14 protein-coding genes are annotated in these 21655 nt (G+C 64.6%); 4 read left to right on the top strand and 10 right to left on the bottom strand.

The annotated features are described in order from the left end of the window. Window positions 1-71 precede the first annotated feature (71 nt). From lpdA to typA, 4 genes are all read right to left on the bottom strand, one after another. Window positions 72-1502: a dihydrolipoyl dehydrogenase gene (gene lpdA / locus G3O06_RS33900; protein ID WP_175030079.1), complete on the bottom strand. Its 1431-nt coding sequence runs from the start codon at window positions 1500-1502 to the stop codon at window positions 72-74. Between the two features lie 83 nt (window positions 1503-1585). After that, on the bottom strand, window positions 1586-2860 hold the full coding sequence (gene odhB, locus G3O06_RS33895; protein ID WP_205818817.1) for a 2-oxoglutarate dehydrogenase complex dihydrolipoyllysine-residue succinyltransferase: 1275 nt from the start codon (window positions 2858-2860) through the stop codon (window positions 1586-1588). A gap of 135 nt (window positions 2861-2995) precedes the next feature. Beyond that, complete coding sequence (locus tag G3O06_RS33890) at window positions 2996-5860, bottom strand: 2-oxoglutarate dehydrogenase E1 component (RefSeq protein ID WP_174912617.1); 2865 nt, start codon at window positions 5858-5860, stop codon at window positions 2996-2998. Window positions 5861-6180: 320 nt separating this feature from the next. Then, window positions 6181-8007 (bottom strand): translational GTPase TypA, encoded by a 1827-nt coding sequence (gene typA / locus G3O06_RS33885; RefSeq protein WP_174912620.1) that lies wholly within the window; start codon window positions 8005-8007, stop codon window positions 6181-6183. A gap of 329 nt (window positions 8008-8336) precedes the next feature. On the opposite strand from typA, the gene G3O06_RS33880 reads away from it, so the two are divergent. From G3O06_RS33880 to G3O06_RS33865, 4 genes are all read left to right on the top strand, one after another. After that, complete coding sequence (locus tag G3O06_RS33880) at window positions 8337-8828, top strand: MarR family transcriptional regulator (RefSeq protein WP_011351804.1); 492 nt, start codon at window positions 8337-8339, stop codon at window positions 8826-8828. Between the two features lie 87 nt (window positions 8829-8915). Next, window positions 8916-10412 carry an efflux transporter outer membrane subunit gene (locus G3O06_RS33875; RefSeq protein ID WP_205818816.1) on the top strand — a complete coding sequence of 499 codons (1497 nt, stop codon included), beginning with the start codon at window positions 8916-8918 and terminating at the stop codon, window positions 10410-10412. A gap of 52 nt (window positions 10413-10464) precedes the next feature. Beyond that, window positions 10465-11679, top strand: a complete 1215-nt coding sequence (locus G3O06_RS33870; RefSeq protein ID WP_174969222.1) for an HlyD family secretion protein — start codon at window positions 10465-10467, stop codon at window positions 11677-11679. Window positions 11680-11707: 28 nt separating this feature from the next. Further along, on the top strand, window positions 11708-13267 hold the full coding sequence (locus tag G3O06_RS33865) for a DHA2 family efflux MFS transporter permease subunit (protein WP_205818815.1): 1560 nt from the start codon (window positions 11708-11710) through the stop codon (window positions 13265-13267). An 85-nt stretch (window positions 13268-13352) separates the two neighbouring features. Here the strand turns inward: G3O06_RS33865 and truB are convergent, their stop codons facing one another. The 6 genes from truB to rluB form a co-directional block, all read right to left on the bottom strand. Further along, on the bottom strand, window positions 13353-14285 hold the full coding sequence (gene truB, locus G3O06_RS33860) for a tRNA pseudouridine(55) synthase TruB (protein ID WP_205818814.1): 933 nt from the start codon (window positions 14283-14285) through the stop codon (window positions 13353-13355). A gap of 13 nt (window positions 14286-14298) precedes the next feature. Beyond that, window positions 14299-14697 carry a 30S ribosome-binding factor RbfA gene (rbfA, locus tag G3O06_RS33855; RefSeq protein WP_011351799.1) on the bottom strand — a complete coding sequence of 133 codons (399 nt, stop codon included), beginning with the start codon at window positions 14695-14697 and terminating at the stop codon, window positions 14299-14301. Between the two features lie 114 nt (window positions 14698-14811). Beyond that, the gene (gene infB / locus G3O06_RS33850; RefSeq protein ID WP_174912639.1) at window positions 14812-17751 is read right to left on the bottom strand and encodes a translation initiation factor IF-2; all 2940 of its coding nucleotides are present in this window, start codon (window positions 17749-17751) and stop codon (window positions 14812-14814) included. 91 nt (window positions 17752-17842) lie between these two features. Next, window positions 17843-19318, bottom strand: coding sequence for a transcription termination factor NusA (gene nusA, locus G3O06_RS33845; RefSeq protein WP_174912642.1), 1476 nt, complete (start codon window positions 19316-19318; stop codon window positions 17843-17845). Next, window positions 19318-19776 (bottom strand): ribosome maturation factor RimP, encoded by a 459-nt coding sequence (rimP, locus tag G3O06_RS33840; RefSeq protein ID WP_014897219.1) that lies wholly within the window; start codon window positions 19774-19776, stop codon window positions 19318-19320. The genes nusA and rimP overlap by 1 nt, the downstream gene beginning before the upstream one ends. A 453-nt stretch (window positions 19777-20229) precedes the next feature. Further along, window positions 20230-21655 (bottom strand): 23S rRNA pseudouridine(2605) synthase RluB (gene rluB, locus G3O06_RS33835; protein ID WP_205818813.1); only part of this gene is annotated, 1426 nt, incomplete at its 5' end.

The raw sequence follows: 21655 nt of genomic DNA, 5'->3' as shown, positions 1-21655 counted from the left end.
ACGGGAAACCCCGCCCGCCCTCGTCACGAGACGGCTGCGCCGGCCGATGGCCGGCCGGCGCTATACCGCGCTCAGCTGTTCAGCGAACGCTTGTCGACGGCGAGCGCCGCTTCGCGCATCACTTCCGACATCGACGGGTGCGGATGGCAGATACGGGCGATGTCTTCCGACGCCGCCTTGAATTCCATCGCCACGACGGCTTCCGCGATCAGGTCCGACGCGTTCGCCGCGATCACGTGCACGCCGAGCAGTTCGTCGGTCTTCGCATCCGCGATCATCTTCACGAAGCCGTCCGGCGCGTTCATGCCGAGCGCGCGGCCGTTGATCGAGAACGGGAACTTGCCCGACTTGATCTCGCGGCCTTCCGCCTTCAGCTGCTGCTCCGTCTTGCCGACCCATGCGATTTCCGGGTACGTGTAGATCACCCACGGAATGCAGTTGTAGTCGATGTGCGGCTTCTGGCCGTCGATCACTTCCGCGACCAGCACGCCTTCGTCTTCCGCCTTGTGCGCGAGCATCGGGCCACGCACCACGTCGCCGATCGCGTACACGTTCGGCACCGCCGTACGGCAGTGGTCGTCCACGTCGATGAAGCCGCGTTCGTTCGCCTTCAGGCCGATTGCCTCGAGGCCGAGGTTGTCGGTGTTCGGCACGCGGCCGACCGACACGATCAGGCGGTCGGCGTCGAGCGTCTGCGCGTTGCCGTCCTTGTCCGTGTAGGCGATCGACACGCCGTTCGCGGTCGTCTTCACTTCGCCGATCTTCACGCCGAGATGGATGTCGAGGCCCTGCTTCTTGAACAGCTTGGCCGCTTCCTTCGCGAGCGCTTCGTCAGCTGCGCCGAGGAATGCCGGCAGCGCTTCGAGCACCGTCACTTCGGCACCCAGGCGACGCCACACCGAACCGAGTTCGAGGCCGATCACGCCTGCGCCGATCACGGCGAGCTTCTTCGGCACCGCGTCGAACGTCAGCGCACCTTCGTTGTCCGACACGATCTTGTTGTCGACCGGGACGCCCGGCAGGTGACGCGCCTTCGAGCCCGTCGCGATGATCACGTTCTTCGCGGTGACGACTTCGGTTTCACCCTCGCCGCTCACTTCGATCTGCACGCCGGCGTCGGTCTTGCCGGTGAACTTGCCGTGGCCCTTCAGCCAGGTGATCTTGTTCTTCTTGAACAGGAACTCGATCCCGCTCGTCATCTTCTCGACGATCGCGTCCTTGCGGCCGAGCATCTTCGCGACGTCGATCTTCACGCCGTCAACCGTGATGCCGTGGTCGGCCAGGTGGTGCGACGTGTTCTCGAACTCTTCCGACGACGCGAGCAGCGCCTTCGACGGGATGCAGCCGACGTTCAGGCAGGTGCCGCCGAGCTTCAGCGCGCCGGCCGGGTTCTTCCACTTTTCGATACAGGCAACGGTCTTGCCCAGCTGCGCGGCGCGAATCGCGGCGATGTAGCCGCCGGGGCCGGCGCCGATCACGACGACGTCAAATTCCTTGGACATGGCAATCCTTTCTTCTTGTGCGTCCGCACGGGCAGCGCGTGTCGCGCGCCCGTGCGGAGCGGGTCAATGCGGTGAAACTCGGCTTACAGGTCGAGCAGCAGGCGTGCCGGATCTTCCAGCGCATCCTTCATCGCGACGAGCGACAGCACGGCTTCGCGGCCGTCGATGATGCGGTGGTCGTACGACAGCGCGAGGTAGTTGATCGGGCGGATCACGATCTGGCCGTTTTCGACGACCGGACGCTCCTTCGTCGCGTGCACGCCGAGGATTGCCGACTGCGGCGGGTTGATGATCGGGGTCGACAGCATCGAGCCGAACACGCCGCCGTTCGAGATCGAGAACGTACCGCCCGTCATTTCCTCGATCGACAGCTTGCCGTCCTTCGCCTTCTGGCCGAACTCGGCGATCTTCTTTTCGATCTCGGCGAGGCTCAGCTGATCCGCGTTGCGCAGGATCGGCACGACGAGGCCGCGCGGCGAGCCGACAGCGATACCGATGTCGAAGTAGCCGTGATAGACGATGTCGTTACCGTCGATCGACGCGTTCACGAGCGGGAACTTCTTCAGCGCGTGCACGGCCGCCTTCACGAAGAACGACATGAAGCCGAGCTTCACGCCATGTTCCTTCTCGAACTTGTCCTTGTACTTGTTGCGCAGTTCCATGACCGGGGCCATGTTCACTTCGTTGAACGTCGTCAGGATCGCGTTGGTCTGTTGCGACTCGAGCAGGCGCTCGGCGATACGCGCACGCAGGCGCGACATCGGCACGCGCTGCTCCGGACGGTCGTTCAGCCAGGTCGTCGCCGACGCCGGCACCTTCACGTCCGGCAGCGACGGCTTCGCAGCGGCCGTCTTGGCCGGTGCGGCAGCCGGAGCGGCCTTCGGTGCGCTGCCTGCTGCCAGCGCGTCGCCCTTCGTGACGCGGCCGTCGCGGCCCGAACCTGCGACGTCGCCCGCCGACAGGCCCTTCTCGGCCAGCAGCTTCGATGCGGCCGGCGATGCGGTCGTCGACGATGCAGCTGCGGCGACCGGCTGTGCTGCCGGTGCGGCTGCAACAGGCGCTGCTGCCGGCTTGACTTCGGCGGCGCCTGCCGCGGCTTCGGCTGCACCTGCCTTCGCTTCGGTGTCGATCGTCGCGATCAGCTGATCAGCAACGACGGTGTCACCGTCGTTCTGCAGCACTTGCGCGAGCACGCCAGCGGCCGGCGCCGGCACTTCGAGCACGACCTTGTCGGTCTCGAGTTCGATCAGGATTTCGTCTTGTGCGACTGCTTCGCCCGGCTTCTTCTTCCACTGCAGCATGGTGGCTTCCGAAACCGACTCCGAAAGCTGGGGGACTTTGACTTCTACGATAGCCATGTGATTTTCCTGGATGCTTAATCTGGGTATTGACGAGGTTCGTGCGATTCCTTCGGCCAATGCGGCGCGCAACGCGCCCGGCGGGCCAAAAGAGACGGGAAAGCGCATGGCGCCTTCCCGTTTCGCTTCCGTCGGTTATTTCGCGATCGATGCGCTCTTCAGGCGGCCGAATGCACCTTCGATGAGGGCCTTCTGCTGCTCGTAGTGCTTCGCGTAGTAGCCAACCGCCGGCGAGGCCGAAGCCGGGCGGCCGCTGTATGCCAGCTTCTGCCCTTCCTTCATGCCTTCCTTCAGATGGTGCTCGACGTAGAACCAGGGGCCCTGGTTCTGCGGCTCGTCCTGCACCCAGACCACTTCAGTCGCGTTCTCGTACTTCTTCATTTCGGCTTCGAACTGCTTGTGCGCGAACGGATACAGCTGCTCGATACGGATGATCGCGACGTCGTTCGCCTTCGCTTCGCGGCGATGTGCAACGAGGTCGTAATACACTCGGCCCGAGCATGCCAGCACGCGCTTGACCTTCTTCGCGTCGATACCGCCGTCGGTTTCGCCCAGCACCGGCTGGAACGAGCCCTTCGCCAGTTCCGACAGGTCCGACACTGCTTCCTTGTGGCGCAGCAGCGACTTCGGCGTCGCGACGATCAGCGGCTTGCGGAACAGGCGGATCATCTGGCGACGCAGCAGGTGGAAAATCTGCGCCGGCGTCGTCGGTTGAACGACCTGCATGTTGTGATCCGCACACAGTTGCAGGAAACGCTCGATACGCGTCGACGAGTGTTCCGGACCCTGGCCTTCGTAGCCGTGCGGCAGCAGCATCGTGAGACCCGACACGCGGCCCCACTTCACTTCGCCCGACGAGATGAACTGGTCGATCACGACCTGCGCGCCGTTGACGAAGTCGCCGAACTGCGCTTCCCACAGCACGAGCGTGTTCGGCTCGGCGGTCGAGTAACCGTATTCGAAGCCCAGCACCGCTTCTTCCGACAGCACCGAGTCGATCACCGTGAACTTCGCCTGGCCTTCAGCGATGTTCTGCAGCGGCACGTACGTGCCGTCGTTCCAGCGCTCACGGTTCTGGTCGTGCAGCACCGCGTGACGGTGCGTGAACGTGCCGCGGCCCGAGTCCTGGCCGGTCAGGCGCACCGAGTAGCCCGATGCGACGAGCGACGCGTACGCGAGGTGCTCGCCCATGCCCCAGTCGAGCGGCTGGTCGCCACGCGCCATGTTGCGGCGGTCGTTGATCACGCGCTCGACGAGCGGGTGGACCTTGAAGTTTTCCGGGACCGTCGTGATGCGTTCGCCGAGGCGCTTCAGTTCTGCGAGCGGCACGGCCGTGTCGGCTGCATCCGTCCACTTGCGGTTCAGGAACGGAACCCAGTCGACCGCGTACTTGCTCTTGTAGTTCGACAGGACCGGGTCGACCGTGTGGTGACCGTCATCCATCGCCTTGCGGTACGCCTTCACGTAGTTGTCGGCGTCTTCCGCGGTGATCACGCCCTGCTGCACGAGCTTCTCGGCGTACAGCGCACGGGTGCCCGGGTGCTGCGCGATCTTCTTGTACATCAGCGGCTGCGTGACCGCCGGCGTGTCCTGCTCGTTGTGGCCCAGCTTGCGGAAGCAGACGATGTCGATCACGACATCCTTGTGGAACTGCATCCGGTAGTCGATCGCGATCTGGATCGCGAGCACGACGGCTTCCGGATCGTCGCCGTTCACGTGCAGCACCGGCGCCTCGATCATCTTGACGACGTCGGTACAGTACAGCGTCGAGCGCGCATCGCGCGGGTCGGACGTCGTGAAGCCGATCTGGTTGTTGATGACGATGTGCAGCGTGCCGTGCGTGCCGTAGCCGCGCGTCTGCGCGAGGTTCAGCGTTTCCATCACGACGCCCTGGCCTGCGAAGGCCGCGTCACCGTGGATCTGCACCGGCAGCACCTGCAGGCCGTCTTCGTCGCCGCGACGATCCATACGCGCCTTCGCGGAACCTTCGACCACCGGGTTCACGATTTCGAGGTGCGACGGGTTGAATGCGAGCGACAGGTGGACCGGGCCGCCTTCCGTCGACACGTCCGACGAGAAGCCCTTGTGGTACTTCACGTCACCAGCCGGCAGGTCGTCGACGTGCTTGCCTTCGAATTCGGCGAACAGGTCGGCCGGCATCTTGCCCAGCGTGTTGACCAGCACGTTCAGACGGCCGCGGTGGGCCATGCCGATGATGATTTCCTGCACGCCGCGCTTGCCCGAGTGCTGGACGACTTCGTCCATCGCCGCGATGAAGCTTTCGCCGCCTTCGAGCGAGAAGCGCTTCTGGCCGACGTACTTGGTGTGCAGATAGCGCTCGAGACCTTCCGATGCCGTCAGGCGATTCAGGATGTGCTTCTTCTCGTCTGCCGAGAAGTTCGGCGTCGCGCGGGTCGACTCCAGGCGCTCCTGCCACCAGCGCTTCTGTTCCGGGTCGCTGATGTACATGTATTCGGCGCCGATCGTGCCGCAGTACGTGTCGCGCAGGCCCTTGACGATGTCACGCAGCGAAGCCTGGTCGAAACCGAAGTACAGGTTGCTTGCGCTGTACGTCTGGTCGAGGTCGCCTTCGGAGAAATCGTAGAACGCGGGTTCGAGCTCGGGAATGGCGGGACGTTCGCGACGCTTCAGCGGATCCAGATTGGCCCATTGCGAGCCGAGGAAGCGATAGGCGCTGATGAGCGACTGGACGTGCACCTGCTTGCGTGCCGCAGCCAGATTGGTCGTGCTTTCGCGCGGGATGAAGGCATTGGCCTTCGCGCGCTCGGCGAACGATTCGACGATCGGAAAATGGGCGACGTCATTGGCATTCGAGCCGTCCGTTGCAGGAACGTTCTGCAGCGCGTCGAAATACTCTCGCCAGTTCTCCGGCACCGATGCCGGATTGTTGAGGTATGCATCGTACAGTTCTTCAACGTACGAAGCATTGCCGCCGAACAGATAGGAGTTCAGCTGAAACTGCTTCATTACATCTGACATTTTACGCTCACCTTTCTTCGAGCTTCTCGAGAAATAGCGGGTTACTCAACCTTCCGCGACACGGCCTGACCGTTTAGCGGATTGCGAATCAAGTCTTGCTTGGAAGGACCTAAAACTTGCGTGCGCGCAGCATATCACAGAACCGATACCGAAGTTCACGGTGAAATGTGCCTGAAAGCACCGCGTGACGGGGTTTTGCCGGATTGCCACGACCCGCAGAAACAGTGTTTTGCAGGCGCCCCGATTACACTCCGCGCGGATGCGAAAAAGGCCGCCCGCAGGCAGCCTTTTTTGTCATGCATGAACCCCGGTCGAAACGCTTAGTCGACCGCGCCTTCGCGGCTTGCGCGGCGACGCTCGTGTTCCTTCAGGTGACGCTTGCGCAGACGGATCGACTGCGGCGTCACTTCGACGAGCTCGTCGTCGTCGATGAATTCGACCGCGTACTCGAGCGACATCTGGACCGGCGGCACGAGGCGCACGGCTTCGTCGGTGCCCGACGCACGCACGTTGGTCAGCTGCTTGCCCTTGATCGGGTTCACGACGAGGTCGTTGTCACGGCTGTGGATACCGATGATCATGCCCTCATAGAGTGCGTCACCCGGCTTCACGAACATGCGGCCGCGATCCTGCAGCTTCCACAGTGCGTAGGCCACGGCAGCGCCGTCGTCCTGCGAGATCAGCACGCCGTTGCGTCGCTCGAAGACCGAGCCGTCCTTGACCGGTGCGTACGAGTCGAAGATGTGGCTCATCAGGCCCGTGCCGCGCGTGAGCGTCAGGAATTCGCTCTGGAAGCCGATCAGGCCACGCGCCGAGATCTTGTACTCCAGGCGCGTGCGGCCGCGGCCGTCCGACGCCATGTCGAGCATCTCGCCCTTGCGGCGGCCAAGCTCTTCCATCACGCCACCCTGATGCTCGTCTTCGACGTCGACCGTCAGCAGCTCGTACGGCTCGTTCTTCACGCCGTCGATTTCCTGCATCACGACGCGCGGACGCGACACGGCCAGCTCGTAGCCTTCGCGGCGCATGTTCTCGACGAGAATCGTCAGGTGCAGCTCGCCGCGGCCCGACACTTCGAACACCGTTTCGTCGCCCGTATCCTTCACGCGCAGCGCGACGTTGTGATTCAGTTCCTTCATCAGGCGGTCGCGGATCTGGCGGCTCGTGACGAACTTGCCTTCGCGGCCGGCGAGCGGCGACGAGTTGACGAGGAAGTTCATCGTCAGCGTCGGCTCGTCGACGGTGATCATCGGCAGCGCTTCCGGCGTATCCACCGCGCAGATCGTTGCGCCGATACCGACGTCTTCAATACCGTTGATCAGCACGATGTCGCCCGCTTCGGCCGAATCGACCTGCACGCGCTCGAGGCCCGTGAACGACAGCACTTGGTTGATCTTGCGGTTCAGCACGTCGCCATCCGGGCCGAAGCGCATCACGACAGGCTGGCCCGGCTTGATGCGACCGCGCGTGATGCGGCCGACGCCGATCCGGCCGACGTACGTCGAATAGTCGAGCGACGTGATCTGCAGCTGCAGCGGCGCTTCCGGATCGGCCGGACGGACCGGCACGTGCTCGAGGACCGCTTCGAACAGCGGGCGCATGTCACCCTCGCGCGCCGACGGATCGAGCGACGCATAGCCGTTCAGGCCCGATGCGTAGACGATCGGGAAATCGAGCTGCTCCTCGGTTGCGCCGAGCTTGTCGAACAGGTCGAAGGTCTGGTTGATGACCCAGTCGATCCGCGCACCCGGACGGTCGATCTTGTTGACGATGACGATCGGCTTCAGGCCGAGCGCGAGCGCCTTCTTCGTGACGAAGCGGGTCTGCGGCATCGGGCCTTCGACCGCGTCGACGAGCAGCAGCACCGAGTCGACCATCGACAGCACGCGCTCGACCTCGCCACCGAAGTCCGCGTGCCCCGGCGTGTCGACGATGTTGATGTGCGTGCCTTCGTACTCGACCGCGCAGTTCTTCGCGAGAATCGTGATCCCGCGCTCTTTTTCGATGTCGTTCGAGTCCATCACCCGCTCCGCAATCTGCTGGTTCTCGCGGAAGGTGCCGGACTGGCGGAGCAGTTGGTCGACGAGCGTGGTCTTGCCGTGGTCGACGTGGGCGATGATGGCGATATTGCGAAGGGCGCGGGTCATAGAAACCTGGAAATCGTTTGAACGCGCAAACGCGCCCGCTCGTTTTTCACGGGCGCGCGCACATTGCAGCTTGGAAAGCCACAAATTATAGCACGTGAGAATGTCGAGAGCTGTCGGACGCGGTGCAACTTGACCAGCCGGCCGGCACGCCCTCCCCTCGAACGCGCCGATCAGGCGAAGCGGACGGCGCCCGCGAGCTCAAGAAACCTTATCGCTATCAGGGCTTTTTGAGGCCCGAAGCGCGCCCTTTGCCGTTCGATTAACATTTGCCGCGGCAAGCAATTGTGCCTATACTGCTGCCTAGTCAACTATTGCAGCTTCAGGGTTTTATGTCGGATTCCTCTACCCAACCACCCGTTTCGCCGCTGTCTTCGTATCAGATGAACGACAGCGTCGGCTATCTGATGTCGCGCGTGAAGTCGGTGATGACCAACCTCGTCACGCAACGCACGCAGGAAGAGCTCGGCATCACGGGCACGCAGGCGAGCATGCTGTTCATGATCGCGGTCGGCAAGTGCTCGACGGCCGCCGAGCTCGCGCGCGAGTACGGGATCGACGCAAGCGCGGTCACGCGCCTGCTCGACCGGGTCGAGAAACGCGGCCTGCTGTCCCGCGTCCGCAGCATCGAGGATCGGCGTGTCGTGCGCCTCGAGCTGACCGACGAAGGCCGTGCGCTCGCCGAACGGCTGCCGCCGATTTTCCGCAGCGTGCTCGACCAGGTGCTGGACGGGTTTACGCCGGAAGAAGTCGGGTTCCTGAAGAGCATGCTCCGCCGCATTCTCAGCAACTACTGCGAGACCGCCGGCGGCAGCATCACGTAATAGTTGCCATAACAATTACTTTTGACAGATTAATGTAAGGAAATCCTTGCAGTGTCCATCATTCATTCCGAGTCAGGGATCAGCGCGATGAAATCCTCCCCGTTGTCCGTGCGCGCCGGGTCGTGCCGCACCGCCGTCGCCGCCGCGGTCGCCGCACTGGCGCTTGCGGGCTGCGCCAATTACATCGGCATCAAGAGCGACAAGCAGATCGCCCCCGCATCGCAATTCGAATCCGCGCAGAGCCTGCCGGCCCAGGGCGGCCAGTGGCCGGTGCTCGACTGGGCCAGCCAGTTCGGCGATCCGCAGTTGCCGAAGCTGATCGACGAAGCCCTGCAGGGCAGTCCTTCGATCGCGCAGGCGCAGGCGCGTATCGCAAAGGCGTCGTCGTACATCGAATCGTCGCGTTCGAACCTGATGCCGAAGGCGGAAGCCAGCTATTCGTGGACGCGCGAACTGTATTCGGCGAACGCGCTGTTCCCGCCCCCGTACGGCGGCCAGTGGTACAGCGAGAACAACGCGCTCGCGAGCGCGTCGTGGGAACTCGACCTGTGGGGCAAGAACCGCGAACGCCTGCACACCGCCGTGTCGCAGGAAAAGGCGGCCGAAGCCGACATGCAGCAGGCGCGCATCACGCTCGCGTCGTCGGTCGCACGCACCTACAACTCGCTCGCGCAACTCTATGCGCTGCGCGATATCGCCCAACGCGAGATCACCAACCGCGAGACGGTCGGCAAGATCACCGACGGCCGCGTATCGGCCGGCCTCGACACCAACGTCGAACGCCAGACGGCCCGCGGCAACATCGCGACGACCCAGGCTTCGCTGTCGGATCTCGACGGCCAGATCACGACGGTGCGCTACCAGCTCGCGGCACTGCTCGGCAAGGGCCCGGATCGCGGGCTGCAGATCGCGGCGCCCGTGCTGAACCCGAGCGGCGAAGTCGCGTTGCCCGGCAACCTGCCGGCCGATCTCGTCTCGCGCCGCCCCGACATCGTCGCCGCGCGCTGGCAGGTCGAAGCCGCGATGCACGACGTGAAGGAAGCGAAGGCCGAGTTCTATCCCGACGTGAACCTCGCGGCCGGCTTCGGCTTCGATGCGTTCGGCTGGGGCAAATTCCTGAACTTCGCGAGCCGCCAGGCACAGTTCGGCCCGGCGATCCACCTGCCGATTTTCGACGCCGGCGCGCTGCGCGCGCAGCTCAAGGGCCGCTACGCGGACTTCGACCTGTCGGTGGCGAACTACAACCAGACGCTGATCAGCGCGCTGAACGACGTCGCGACGCAGGTCGCGTCGATCCGCGCGGTCGATCGCCAGATGAGCGATGCGCAACGCGCACTCGACGCATCGACGCGCGCCTATGACCTCGCGGTCATCCGCTACAAGGCCGGCCTGTCGCCGCAGCTGCAGGTGCTGAACGCGGACAGCAACCGCCTCGCGTCGGAGCAGACGGTGACCAACCTGAAGATGCGCCGCCGCGACATGCAGCTCGCGCTGATCAAGGCGCTGGGTGGCGGGTTCGACGCGACCGGCACGCCGCTCGCCGCACCCGATGCCGACAAGCCGACAAAACAGGCCGCCAACTGATCCGGCGCCACCACTACGCAGACACTCGAAATAACGGACGGAGAAAATCGCCATGAGCGACCAACAAAACGCCGCCAGCGCGCAGCCGCAGAACAACGGCAAGCGCAAACGGATGATGACGCTGCTCGTCGCGGTCATCGTGATCGCGGCCATCGCGTATGGCCTGTACTACTTCCTCGTCGCCCGCTTCCATGAAGGGACCGACGACGCGTACGTGAACGGCAACGTCGTGCAGATCACGCCGCAAGTCACCGGCACCGTGATCGCGGTGAAGGCCGACGACACGCAGACGGTCAAGGCCGGCGATCCGCTCGTCGTGCTCGACCCTGCCGACTCGCAGGTCGCACTGCAGCAGGCCGAAGCCAATCTCGCACAAACGGTGCGCCAGGTGCGCGGCCTGTTCGTCAACGACGACCAGTACCGCGCGCAAGTCGCGCTGCGCCAGTCCGACCTGTCGAAGGCCGAGGACGACCTTCGCCGCCGCGTGGCCGTCGCGCAGACGGGCGCCGTGTCGCAGGAAGAAATCTCGCATGCGCGTGACGCCGTGAAGGCCGCGCAAGCATCGGTCGATGCCGCGCAACAACAACTCGCATCGAATCGCGCACTGACCGCGAACACGACGATCGCCTCGCACCCGAACGTGATGGCCGCCGCTGCGAAGGTTCGCGACGCGTACCTCGCGAACGCACGTAACGTCCTGCCGGCGCCGGTCACCGGCTACGTCGCGAAACGCTCGGTGCAGGTCGGCCAGCGCGTGTCGCCGGGCAATCCGCTGATGTCGGTGGTGCCGCTGAACGCGGTGTGGGTCGATGCGAACTTCAAGGAAGTCCAGCTCAAGCACATGCGCATCGGCCAGCCGGTCGAACTGACGGCCGACATCTATGGCTCGTCGGCGGTCTACCACGGCAAGGTGGTCGGCTTCTCGGCCGGTACGGGCTCGGCGTTCTCGCTGCTGCCGGCGCAGAACGCAACGGGTAACTGGATCAAGGTCGTGCAGCGCCTGCCGGTGCGGATCGAACTCGATCCGAAGGATCTCGCCAAGCACCCGCTGCGCATCGGCCTGTCGATGCAGGTCGACGTGGACATCAAGGACGAACGCGGCGACCAGCTCGTGAACGCGCCGAACACCGTCTACGAGACCAACGTGTTCGCGAAGTACGGCGACGAAGCCGATGCCGAAATCGCGCGCGTCATCGCCGAGAACGCAGGCGGCAACGCATCGGCGCCGGCCGCAGCGAAGTCGAACGCCGTCGCGAAGATGATGTAACCGTTCCGACTCCGGAAAGACAACCGACATGGCACAGGCTCCTGTCTCTCACCCGCCCTTGCAGGGCGGGCAACTCCTGCTCGGGACGATCGCGGTGTCGCTCGCGGTGTTCATGAACGTGCTGGACACGTCCATCGCGAACGTCGCGATCCCGACCATCTCGGGCGACCTCGGCGTGTCATCCGACCAGGGTACGTGGGTCATTACGTCGTTCGCGGTCGCGAATGCAATCTCGGTGCCGCTGACGGGCTGGCTGACCGACCGCTTCGGTCAGGTTCGCCTGTTCCTCGCGTCGATCATCCTGTTCGTCATTTCGTCGTGGATGTGCGGACTCGCGCCGACGCTGCCGTTCCTGCTCGCGTCGCGCGTGCTCCAGGGCGCGGTTGCGGGCCCGATGATTCCGCTGTCCCAAGCGCTCCTGCTGTCCAGCTATCCGCGCGCCAAGGCGCCAATGGCGCTCGCGCTATGGGCGATGACGACGCTGATCGCCCCGGTTGCCGGCCCGATCCTCGGCGGCTGGATCTCGGACAACTACTCGTGGCCGTGGATCTTCTACGTCAACATCCCGGTCGGCATCGCTGCCGCCGCCGCGACGTGGGCGATCTATCGCAGTCGGGAGTCGGCCGTGCGCCGCGCGCCGATCGACGGCGTGGGCCTCGCGCTGCTGGTCATCTGGGTCGGCTCGCTGCAGATCATGCTCGACAAGGGCAAGGATCTCGACTGGTTCGCGTCGACGACCATCATCGTGCTCGCGCTGACGGCCGTCATTGCGTTCGCGTTCTTCGTCATCTGGGAATTGACCGCCGAGCACCCGGTCGTCGACCTGTCGCTGTTCCGCATGCGAAACTTCACCGGCGGCACGGTTGCGCTGTCGATCGGGTACGGCCTTTACTTCGGCAACCTCGTGCTGTTGCCGCTGTGGCTGCAGACGCAGATCGGCTACACCGCGACCGACGCCGGTCTCGTGATGGCGCCGGTGGGGCTGTTTGCCATCCTGCTGTCGCCACTCACCGGGAAGTACCTGCCGCGTACCGATCCGCGCTTCATCTCGACGGCGTCGTTCCTGACGTTTGCGCTGTGCTTCTGGATGCGCTCGCGCTACACGACGGGCGTCGACGAATGGTCGCTGACGCTGCCGACGCTCGTGCAAGGCATCGCGATGGCCGGCTTCTTCATCCCGCTGGTGTCGATCACGCTGTCCGGCCTGCCCGGCCACCGCATTCCCGCGGCATCGGGCCTGTCGAACTTCGTGCGGATCATGTGCGGCGGCATCGGCACATCGATCTTCCAGACGGCCTGGGACCATCGCAACAACTTCCATCACGCGCAGCTGGTCGAACAGACGAACGTCTACAACCCGACGTTCAACCAGGCCGTCACGCAGATGGGCAACCTCGGGCTGACGCAGGACCAGGCGCACGGGCTGATCAACAATATGGCCACGCAGCAGGCCGCCCAGCTCGGCGTGAACGACCTGTTCTACATCTCGGCGGCAATCTTCGTGCTGCTGATCGGGCTGATCTGGATCACGAAGCCCGAGCGCTCGGGTGGCGGCGATGCAGGTGCCGCAGCATCGGCTGCGCACTGAACACGCAGCCCGAACGCAAACAAAAAGCCCGGTCGACCTCGACCGGGCTTTTTTATTCCGACGGGCTCGCGCTCGCGCGGCCGCGTCAAGCCGCCGTGACGACGAGCCGCTCCGGCGCCAGTACGCCGCTCGCCTTGCGGGCCACGCCCAGCAGCCGGGTCGCGTCATAGACGCGCACGCGCTCGCCTTCGGCCGCGTCGATCGGGTCGAGCGCCGACAGCGGCAAACGCTGGCCGTGCAGGAACCGCTTCGCGCTGGTTTCATCGAGACGAACCAGCGGAAACGTCGACAGCAACGCGTCGATCGGCTGGAGCCACGCATCGCGCGACGCTTCGTCGGCATCGGACAGCGCATCGAGCGTCACCGCATGCTCGAGCGTCAGCGCACCGACGCCCGTGCGACGCAGCATCGTCAGATGCGCACCGCAACCGAGCAGCTCGCCGATATCCTCCGCCAGCGTGCGCACGTACGTGCCCTTGGTACAGGTCACGCGAAACGTCACGTCAGGCAGGTCGCACGCGAGCAGGTCGAGTGCAAGGATCGTCACGTTGCGGCCCTCGCGCTCGACGGTTTGCCCCGCGCGCGCATATTCGTACAGCGGCTTGCCGTCGCGCTTGAGCGCCGAATACATCGGCGGCACCTGCATGATCTCGCCGGTAAAGCGCACGAGCGCGGCTTCCACCGCCGCGCGGTCGCATTCGACGGGCCGCGTGTCGATCACCTCGCCTTCCGCGTCGCCGGTGGCCGTACGCTGGCCGAGACGCATGGTCGCTTCGTAGGTCTTGTCCGCTTCAAGCAGATCCTGCGAGAACTTCGTCGCCTCACCGAAGCACAACGGCAGCAGGCCCGAAGCCAGCGGATCGAGCGTGCCGGTGTGACCGGCTTTCTTCGCGAGCAGCAGGCGCTTCGCGCGAATCAGTGCGTCGTTGCTCGACAGGCCGACCGGCTTGTCGAGCAGGAGGACGCCGTCCAGCAGGCGCCGAGGCACGCGCGGACGTTGGGGTGCTGCAGTCGTCATAGGCCGGTCGAGCTCAGTCGTCCTTGGCGGCCGCATCGGCCTCGTCGTCGTCCTTGGCACGCGTCGAGTTCGCTTCCTTGATCAGGCGCGACATTTCCACGGCCTTCTCGATCGTCTGGTCGTAGTGGAAATGCAGCGTCGGCACCGTATGGATGTGCAGGCGCTTGAACAGCAGGTTGTGCAGGTGACCCGACGCGTGGTTCAGCGCTTCCTGTGTCTTGGCCGGATCGCCGGTCAAGGCGGTGAAGTAGACCTTCGCGTGCGCGTAATCCGGCGTGAGTTCCACGCTCTGGATGGTCACGATGCCGATGCGCGGGTCCTTGACCTCGCGCATGATGAGTTCGGACAGATCGCGCTGAATCTGGTCAGCGATCTGCACGTTACGATTGGGGGAAGTACGTTTCCTGGACATGATCGATCCGTGATCCGTTTATCAGGATAAAGCGGCGGCCAGTGTTGGCACGCCACCATGAAAATGGGCGGGACAGGCCCAAGCCTGCCCCGCCCATGAGCCGATGCGCGAGGGTTACAGCGTACGCGCGACTTCGGTCACTTCGAAGACTTCGAACTGGTCGCCTTCGATGACGTCGTTGAAGTTCTTCACCGACATACCGCACTCGAAGCCTTGCTTCACTTCCTTCACGTCGTCCTTGAAGCGCTTCAGCGATTCGAGTTCGCCCGTGAAGATCACGACGTTGTTGCGCAGCACGCGAACCGACGACGAGCGCTTGACGATACCGTCCGTGACCATACAGCCTGCAACCGTGCCGACCTTCGGCACCTTGAAGACCTGGCGTACCTCGACCATGCCGGTGATGACTTCGCGCTTCTCCGGCGCGAGCATGCCCGACATTGCCGCCTTCACCTCATCCACTGCGTCATAGATGATGTTGTAGTAGCGGATGTCGATGCCGTTCGACTCGGCCAGCTTGCGCGCCTGTGCATCCGCACGCGTGTTGAAGCCGATGATGACCGCCTTCGATGCCGTTGCGAGGTTGACGTCGTTTTCGCTGATGCCGCCCACCGCGCTGTGCACGATCTGCACGCGCACTTCGTCGGTCGACAGCTTGAGCAGCGACTGCACGAGTGCTTCCTGCGAGCCCTGCACGTCCGCCTTGATGATGAGCGGCAGGTTCTGCACTTCGCCTTCGCCCATCTGCTCGAGCATGCTTTCCAGCTTCGCGGCCTGCTGCTTCGCAAGCTTGACGTCGCGGAACTTGCCCTGACGGAACAGCGCGATTTCACGCGCCTTGCGCTCGTCCGGCAGCACGATCACTTCTTCGCCCGCACCCGGCACTTCCGACAGACCCTGGATTTCGACCGGGATCGACGGGCCGGCTTCCTTCGTCGGCTTGCCGTTCTCGTCGAGCATCGCGCGAACGCGGCCGTAGGCCGTACCCGCCAGCACGATGTCGCCGCGGTTCAGCGTACCGGACTGCACGAGGATCGTCGCGACCGGGCCTTTGCCCTTGTCCAGCTTCGCTTCGATCACGATGCCCTTGGCCGGGGCTTCGACCGGTGCCTTCAGTTCCAGCACTTCAGCCTGCAGCAGCACGTTCTCGAGCAGATCGTCGATACCTGCGCCCGTCTTGGCCGACACTGCCACGAACGGCGAATCGCCACCGTATTCTTCCGGCACGACGCTTTCCGCGACCAGCTCCTGCTTGACACGATCGGGGTTCGCATCCGGCTTGTCGATCTTGTTGATCGCGACGACGATCGGCACGCCACCCGCCTTCGCGTGGGCGATTGCTTCCTTCGTCTGCGGCATCACGCCGTCGTCGGCCGCCACCACCAGCACCACGATGTCGGTCGCCTTCGCGCCGCGTGCACGCATTGCCGTGAACGCCTCGTGACCCGGCGTATCGAGGAACGTGATGACGCCACGCGGCGTGTCGACGTGATACGCGCCGATGTGCTGCGTAATGCCGCCCGCTTCGCCCGCGGCAACCTTCGCGCGGCGGATGTGGTCGAGCAGCGAGGTCTTGCCGTGGTCGACGTGACCCATCACCGTGACGACCGGCGGACGCGGCAGTTGCTCTGCGTCGGTAGCGGTTTCGCCTACGACGAGCAACGCTTCCGGATCGTCCAGCTTCGCGGCCACCGCGCGATGGCCCAGTTCCTCGACGATGATCATCGCCGTTTCCTGGTCCAGCACCTGGTTGATCGTGACCATCTGGCCCATCTTCATCATCACCTTGATGACTTCGGAGGCCTTGATCGACATCTTGTGCGCGAGATCGGCAACCGAAACGGTTTCCGGCACGTGCACTTCACGGACGATCGGCTCGGTCGGCGCCTGGAACGACGATGCGCTGTCCTGGTGACGGCCGCGACCCTTCGGACCGCCGCGCCAGCCGCGGTCGACACCGCCACTCGAATCGCCGCGCGTCTTGATGCCGCGACGCTTCGCTGCGTCGTCCTGCCAGCCGCTCTTGCCTGCGCCCGGCTTCTTGTTGCGGTCGCCCGCGCCTGCCGGTGCCTGCGTCGTTGCCGGTGCTGCACCGCCAGCCGGCTTCTTCACCGCCGGACGCGCCTGCGCGCCTTCCGGCTTCGCCGGCTTGTGCAGCGTGCCCTTCGCTTCGGCCGGCTTCGGCGGCTCGACCGGCTTCGGCGGCTCGACTGCCTTGACCACGGCCTTGCGCGGCGTGTTCATCATTTCGCGAATCGCACGCGCTTCGGCTTCTGCCGCCGCACGGCGCTTGCTGATCTCTTCCTGCTCGGCGCGCGCCTTGTCCGCCGCCTCGCGGGCAGCGTCTTCAGCCTTCTTCGCCGCTTCGCGCTGCGCCGCACGTTCGGCGGCTGCGCGTGCTTCGTCCTGCGCGGACTGCGCAGTCGCCGCTTCCTGCTCGGAAGCAGCAGCCTGCTGTGCCGCCGCCTGCTGCTGCGCGGCTGCCTGCTGCTGCGCCGCAGCAGCTTCGGCCACGGCACGCTTCGCCGCTGCCTCTTCCTCGGCGCGACGGCGCTCGGCTTCAGCCGCTTCCTCGCGGGCACGGCGCTCCGATTCCTCGCGCTCGAGGCGTTCCTGACGCTCGCGCAGTTCCTGCGCCTGCTTCTCGAGCAGCTCGGCCTCGCGGCGCGCTTCTTCTTCGCGACGCTTCAGTTCTGCATCGTCGTCCGCTTCGGCGACCTGCGCCTGACCCTGTTCCGCACCCTCGCTCACGTCGTCGCGCTTGACGAACGTACGCTTCTTGCGGACCTCGACCTGAATGGTGCGAGCCTTGCCCGTCGCGTCAGATTGCTTGATCTCCGACGTATGCTTGCGGGTCAGCGTGATCTTGCGCTTGTCGCCGTCGGTTGCGCCGTGCGACTTGCGCAAATGATCGAGCAGACGCGCCTTGTCCGTTTCGGACAGCGCATCGTCTTCACTCGCTTTCTGGACGCCCGCTGCCTGCAGCTGTTCGAGCAGCACACCAGCAGGCATTTTCAGTTCCGCGGCAAATTGGGCTACGTTGTTACTCGCCATTCATTCCTCTTAGTGCAAGGACCGATTCCTTGCGGTTAGCATCGGGTCAGGCCATACGGCCGCCATCAAATCAGTGCGCCATGGTCATTTCTCACTGGAACCAATGTTCACGTGCTTTCATGATCAACGCCTTAGCGGCATCCTCTTCCATCCCGGTCATGTCGACCAGTTCGTCCACAGCCAGCTCGGCGAGATCGTCGCGCGTGGCTACACCGTGTTCGGCCAGCTTCGCGAGCAGCTCCGGCGTGATGCCGTCGAGGCTCTTGAGATCCAGCGCTGCGTTCTCGACCTTTTCTTCGTTCGCGATCGCCATCGTCAACAGTGCGTCGCGTGCGCGGTTGCGCAGTTCGTGCACGGTGTCCTCGTCGAACGCTTCGATTTCGAGCATTTCGTTGAGCGGCACGTACGCGATTTCTTCGAGGCTCGTGAAGCCTTCGTCGATCAGGATGTCGGCAACTTCTTCGTCGACGTCGAGACGCGCCATGAACAGCGCACGCAGCCGGTCGCGCTCTTCACCCTGCTTCAGGGCGGATTCGTCCGGCGTCATGATGTTGATCTGCCAGCCGGTCAGTTCGCCGGCAAGGCGAACGTTCTGACCACTGCGGCCGATCGCGACAGCCAGCTCGTTCTCGTCGACGACGACGTCCATCGAGTGCTTTTCTTCATCGACGACAATCGACTGAACAGCTGCCGGCGCGAGCGCGCCGATCACGAACTGGGCGGGATCCTCCGACCATAGCACGATGTCGATGTTTTCGCCACCGAGCTCGTTGCGCACGGCCTGCACGCGGGAACCGCGGATGCCGACGCAGGTGCCGATCGGATCGATCCGCTTGTCGTACGCGATGACGCCGATCTTCGCGCGCACGCCCGGGTCGCGGGCAGCCGCCTTGATCTCGAGCAGGCCCTGCTCGATTTCCGGCACTTCCATCTCGAACAGCTTCATCAGGAATTCGGGTGCCGTACGCGACAGCTCGATCTGCGGGCCGCGCGCGGTGCGGTCGACCTTCGCGATATACGCACGCACGCGATCGCCCACGCGCAGGTTTTCCTTCGGGATCAGCTGATCGCGGCGCAGCAGCGCCTCGACACGGCCCGATTCAACGATGAAGTTGCCCTTGTCGAGGCGCTTCACCGTACCCGTCATGATCTTTTCACCACGCTCGAGGTAGTCGTTCAGGATCTGCTCGCGCTCCGCGTCGCGCACCTTCTGCAGGATCACCTGCTTCGCGGCCTGCGCGCCGATGCGACCGAATTCGATCGACGGAACGGGTTCCTCGACATACTCGCCGACTTCGACGTCGGCATTCTGTTCACGTGCCTCGAACAGCAGGATCTCGCGATCCGGCTCCTGCAAGCCTGCCTCGTCGGGCACGACGAGCCAGCGACGGAAGGTTTCGTGCTCGCCGCTTTCGCGATCGATATGGACGCGGATTTCGGCGCCTTCGTCGAACAGCTTCTTGGAAGCGGACGCGAGCGCAGCCTCGAGGGCGCCCAGCACCACATCCTTGTCGACGTTTTTCTCGCGCGCCAGCGCATCCACCAGCATCAACACTTCGCGACTCATTATTTGCGGCTCCTAAAGTCAACTTGCGGAATCAGGCGGGCTTTGTCGATATCGGCCAGCGTGAAATCCAGCATGGCCGCCTCGCCCTTCTTCCTCTCAAATTCCAAACCGATCGTTTCGCCATTCGGCGCGTGCAGAATGCCCCGGTACGTCTTGCGCCCGTCCAGCGGCTTTTTCAAGGTCACGGAAACTTCGCTGCCGGCGAAGCGCTCGAAGTCGGCCAGCTTCTTCAACGGGCGGTCGAGCCCCGGGGACGAGACTTCGAGCCGTTCGTAATCGATGTTTTCGACCGTCAAGACGTGCTGGAGCTGACGCGTGACCTTTTCGCAATCTTCGAGCGAGATGCCGGCAGGCTGATCGATGTAGATGCAAAGCATGCCGCGCCCGGTGCGCTCGAGATCCACCAGCTCGTAGCCGAGCCCGGTGACCGTGGTTTCTATCAGTTCCGTCAGTTGCACTGTGTCCTCTCAGGTGTTCGCGCCCGCCGCTCGCGATTCACCCGCGGGCGCGCGCCTTAGCCGGCGCAGGAAGCGCTACCCGAGATGCCTAACCGTTTCAGCAAAAAAAAATGGGCGGAACGCCCATCTTCTTACTGGTGGTCGCACCTGAGCCGCACATTGAATCCGTACGCCCAGCGACTCCGCGATTATAGCGATTTTTGGCGCAAACGCCAAGCCAGCCGGTAAAAGCAGCGTGTCGCCTGCCTTTACGGGCTCAAAAATGCGAAATCGGGCTGCTCGATCGACCGGCGCCATCGTGGCGCGCCGGAGATCGGTTATGTCGGCGGCCATGCAGCGCCGCGTGACATATATACAGTCGAAAGCAATAAACGCAATGCCTCGCGCCGACAAGGCCAGCCAGATGCCGATCCGGCCGGCAAGCCGGCAGCCTTGTGCCGCGCGTCCGAATGCTCAGCGGCTACGCGTGCGGCTGCGCTGCGGACGCTGGCCGCCGCGCGGGCCGCCGCCATTGCCGGCGCCCTCGGCACGATTGCCGTTCGGGTTGCGATTACCACCCTTGCTGCCGCCGCGCTTGGGGCCCGCGCTGTCGCGCTTGGGGCCTGCGCCATACGACGCACGGTTGCCGTCGACATCGCCACGGCCACCACCAGCGCCAGCGCGATTGCCATCACGCCCACCGCCGCCCGCACGGTTGCCATCTCGGCCGCCGCCAGCGCGATTGCCGTAACCCGACGGCGCGACCGGCAGGCTGCCGTAGCCGCTCAGACCCGGCAGGCCCGGCCCGCCGCGGCGACCACCGCCGCGACGCGGCTGATCCAGCTGCCCGTGCGCCGTCAGCACCGGCTCACGGCCGATGAAGCCCATCGACGTCTGCATCGGATCGGGCTGGCGACGCTCGGCCTGATCGGCACCACCGCGCTTGCCTTTTTCCTCGGACGGCGCCTTCAGGCCGACGGTCGCCATCAGCTTGCGCACCTGCGTGTCGTCGAGCTCCTCCCAGCGGCCGCGCTTCAGACCGCGCGGCAGCGGAATCGGGCCGTGACGCGTACGGATCAGGCGGCTCACCATCAGGCCAACCGCCTCGAACATCCGGCGCACTTCACGGTTGCGGCCTTCGGCCAGCGCGACGTGATACCAGTGGTTCGTGCCCTCGCCGCCGCCGTCGCGGATGCGCAGGAAGTTCGCCGGGCCGTCATCGAGCTCGACGCCGTGCAGCAGCTTCTGCCGCATGCCTTCGGCCAGCTCGCCGACGACGCGCACCGCGTACTCGCGCTCGACGCTGTAGCGCGGGTGCATGAAGCGGTTTGCGAGGTCACCCGAAGTCGTCAGCATCAGCAGACCTTCGGTATTGAAGTCGAGACGGCCCACCGCGAGCCATTTCGCCGTCTTCATCGGCGGCAGGCGGTCGAACACCGACGGACGGCCTTCCGGATCCGCGTGGCTGACGATCTCGCCCGTCGGCTTGTGGTACAGCAGCACGCGCGGCGGCTTGTTCGGCAGCTTGCGCTTGACCGGCTTGCCGTTGATCCGCACCTGGTCAGTCGGCATGATGCGCTGACCAATGTGCGCGGGCTCGCCGTTCACCGACACGCGGCCGGCGACGATCAGCTCTTCCATTTCGCGGCGCGAGCCCATGCCTGCTTCCGCCAGCACCTTGTGAAGCTTCGGCGCGTCGTCGTCCGGCGACAGCACGCGCTTGTTCGCCGGCTGGCTGCGGCCGCGACGCAGCATCGGCGCACGCACGCCGCTACCGCCCGCGGAGTTGTCCGCGTCGAATGCCGGCGACGTCACGTAGGCGAACAGCTCGTCCTGGGACGCCTCGCCTTCCACCTTCGGCGCGCTGCTTTCAGCCTTCGATGCACCGCCGCGACGGCCA

It is taken from the genome of Burkholderia sp. Ac-20345, assembly GCF_017104825.1.
GTDB lineage: Bacteria > Pseudomonadota > Gammaproteobacteria > Burkholderiales > Burkholderiaceae > Burkholderia > Burkholderia lata_B.
The sequence above is the reverse complement of the archived record's forward strand: the minus strand, read 5'-3'. Positions and strand labels throughout refer to the sequence as shown.

Bases quoted from the DNA above. Each gene is read 5' to 3' on its own strand.
- lpdA (WP_175030079.1), bottom strand. From the start codon at position 1,502: ATGTCCAAGGAATTTGACGTCGTCGTGATCGGCGCCGGCCCCGGCGGC.
- odhB (WP_205818817.1), bottom strand. From the start codon at position 2,860: ATGGCTATCGTAGAAGTCAAAGTCCCCCAGCTTTCGGAGTCGGTTTCG.
- G3O06_RS33890 (WP_174912617.1), bottom strand. From the start codon at position 5,860: ATGTCAGATGTAATGAAGCAGTTTCAGCTGAACTCCTATCTGTTCGGC.
- typA (WP_174912620.1), bottom strand. From the start codon at position 8,007: ATGACCCGCGCCCTTCGCAATATCGCCATCATCGCCCACGTCGACCAC.
- G3O06_RS33880 (WP_011351804.1), top strand. From the start codon at position 8,337: ATGTCGGATTCCTCTACCCAACCACCCGTTTCGCCGCTGTCTTCGTAT.
- G3O06_RS33875 (WP_205818816.1), top strand. From the start codon at position 8,916: ATGAAATCCTCCCCGTTGTCCGTGCGCGCCGGGTCGTGCCGCACCGCC.
- G3O06_RS33870 (WP_174969222.1), top strand. From the start codon at position 10,465: ATGAGCGACCAACAAAACGCCGCCAGCGCGCAGCCGCAGAACAACGGC.
- G3O06_RS33865 (WP_205818815.1), top strand. From the start codon at position 11,708: ATGGCACAGGCTCCTGTCTCTCACCCGCCCTTGCAGGGCGGGCAACTC.
- truB (WP_205818814.1), bottom strand. From the start codon at position 14,285: ATGACGACTGCAGCACCCCAACGTCCGCGCGTGCCTCGGCGCCTGCTG.
- rbfA (WP_011351799.1), bottom strand. From the start codon at position 14,697: ATGTCCAGGAAACGTACTTCCCCCAATCGTAACGTGCAGATCGCTGAC.
- infB (WP_174912639.1), bottom strand. From the start codon at position 17,751: ATGGCGAGTAACAACGTAGCCCAATTTGCCGCGGAACTGAAAATGCCT.
- nusA (WP_174912642.1), bottom strand. From the start codon at position 19,318: ATGAGTCGCGAAGTGTTGATGCTGGTGGATGCGCTGGCGCGCGAGAAA.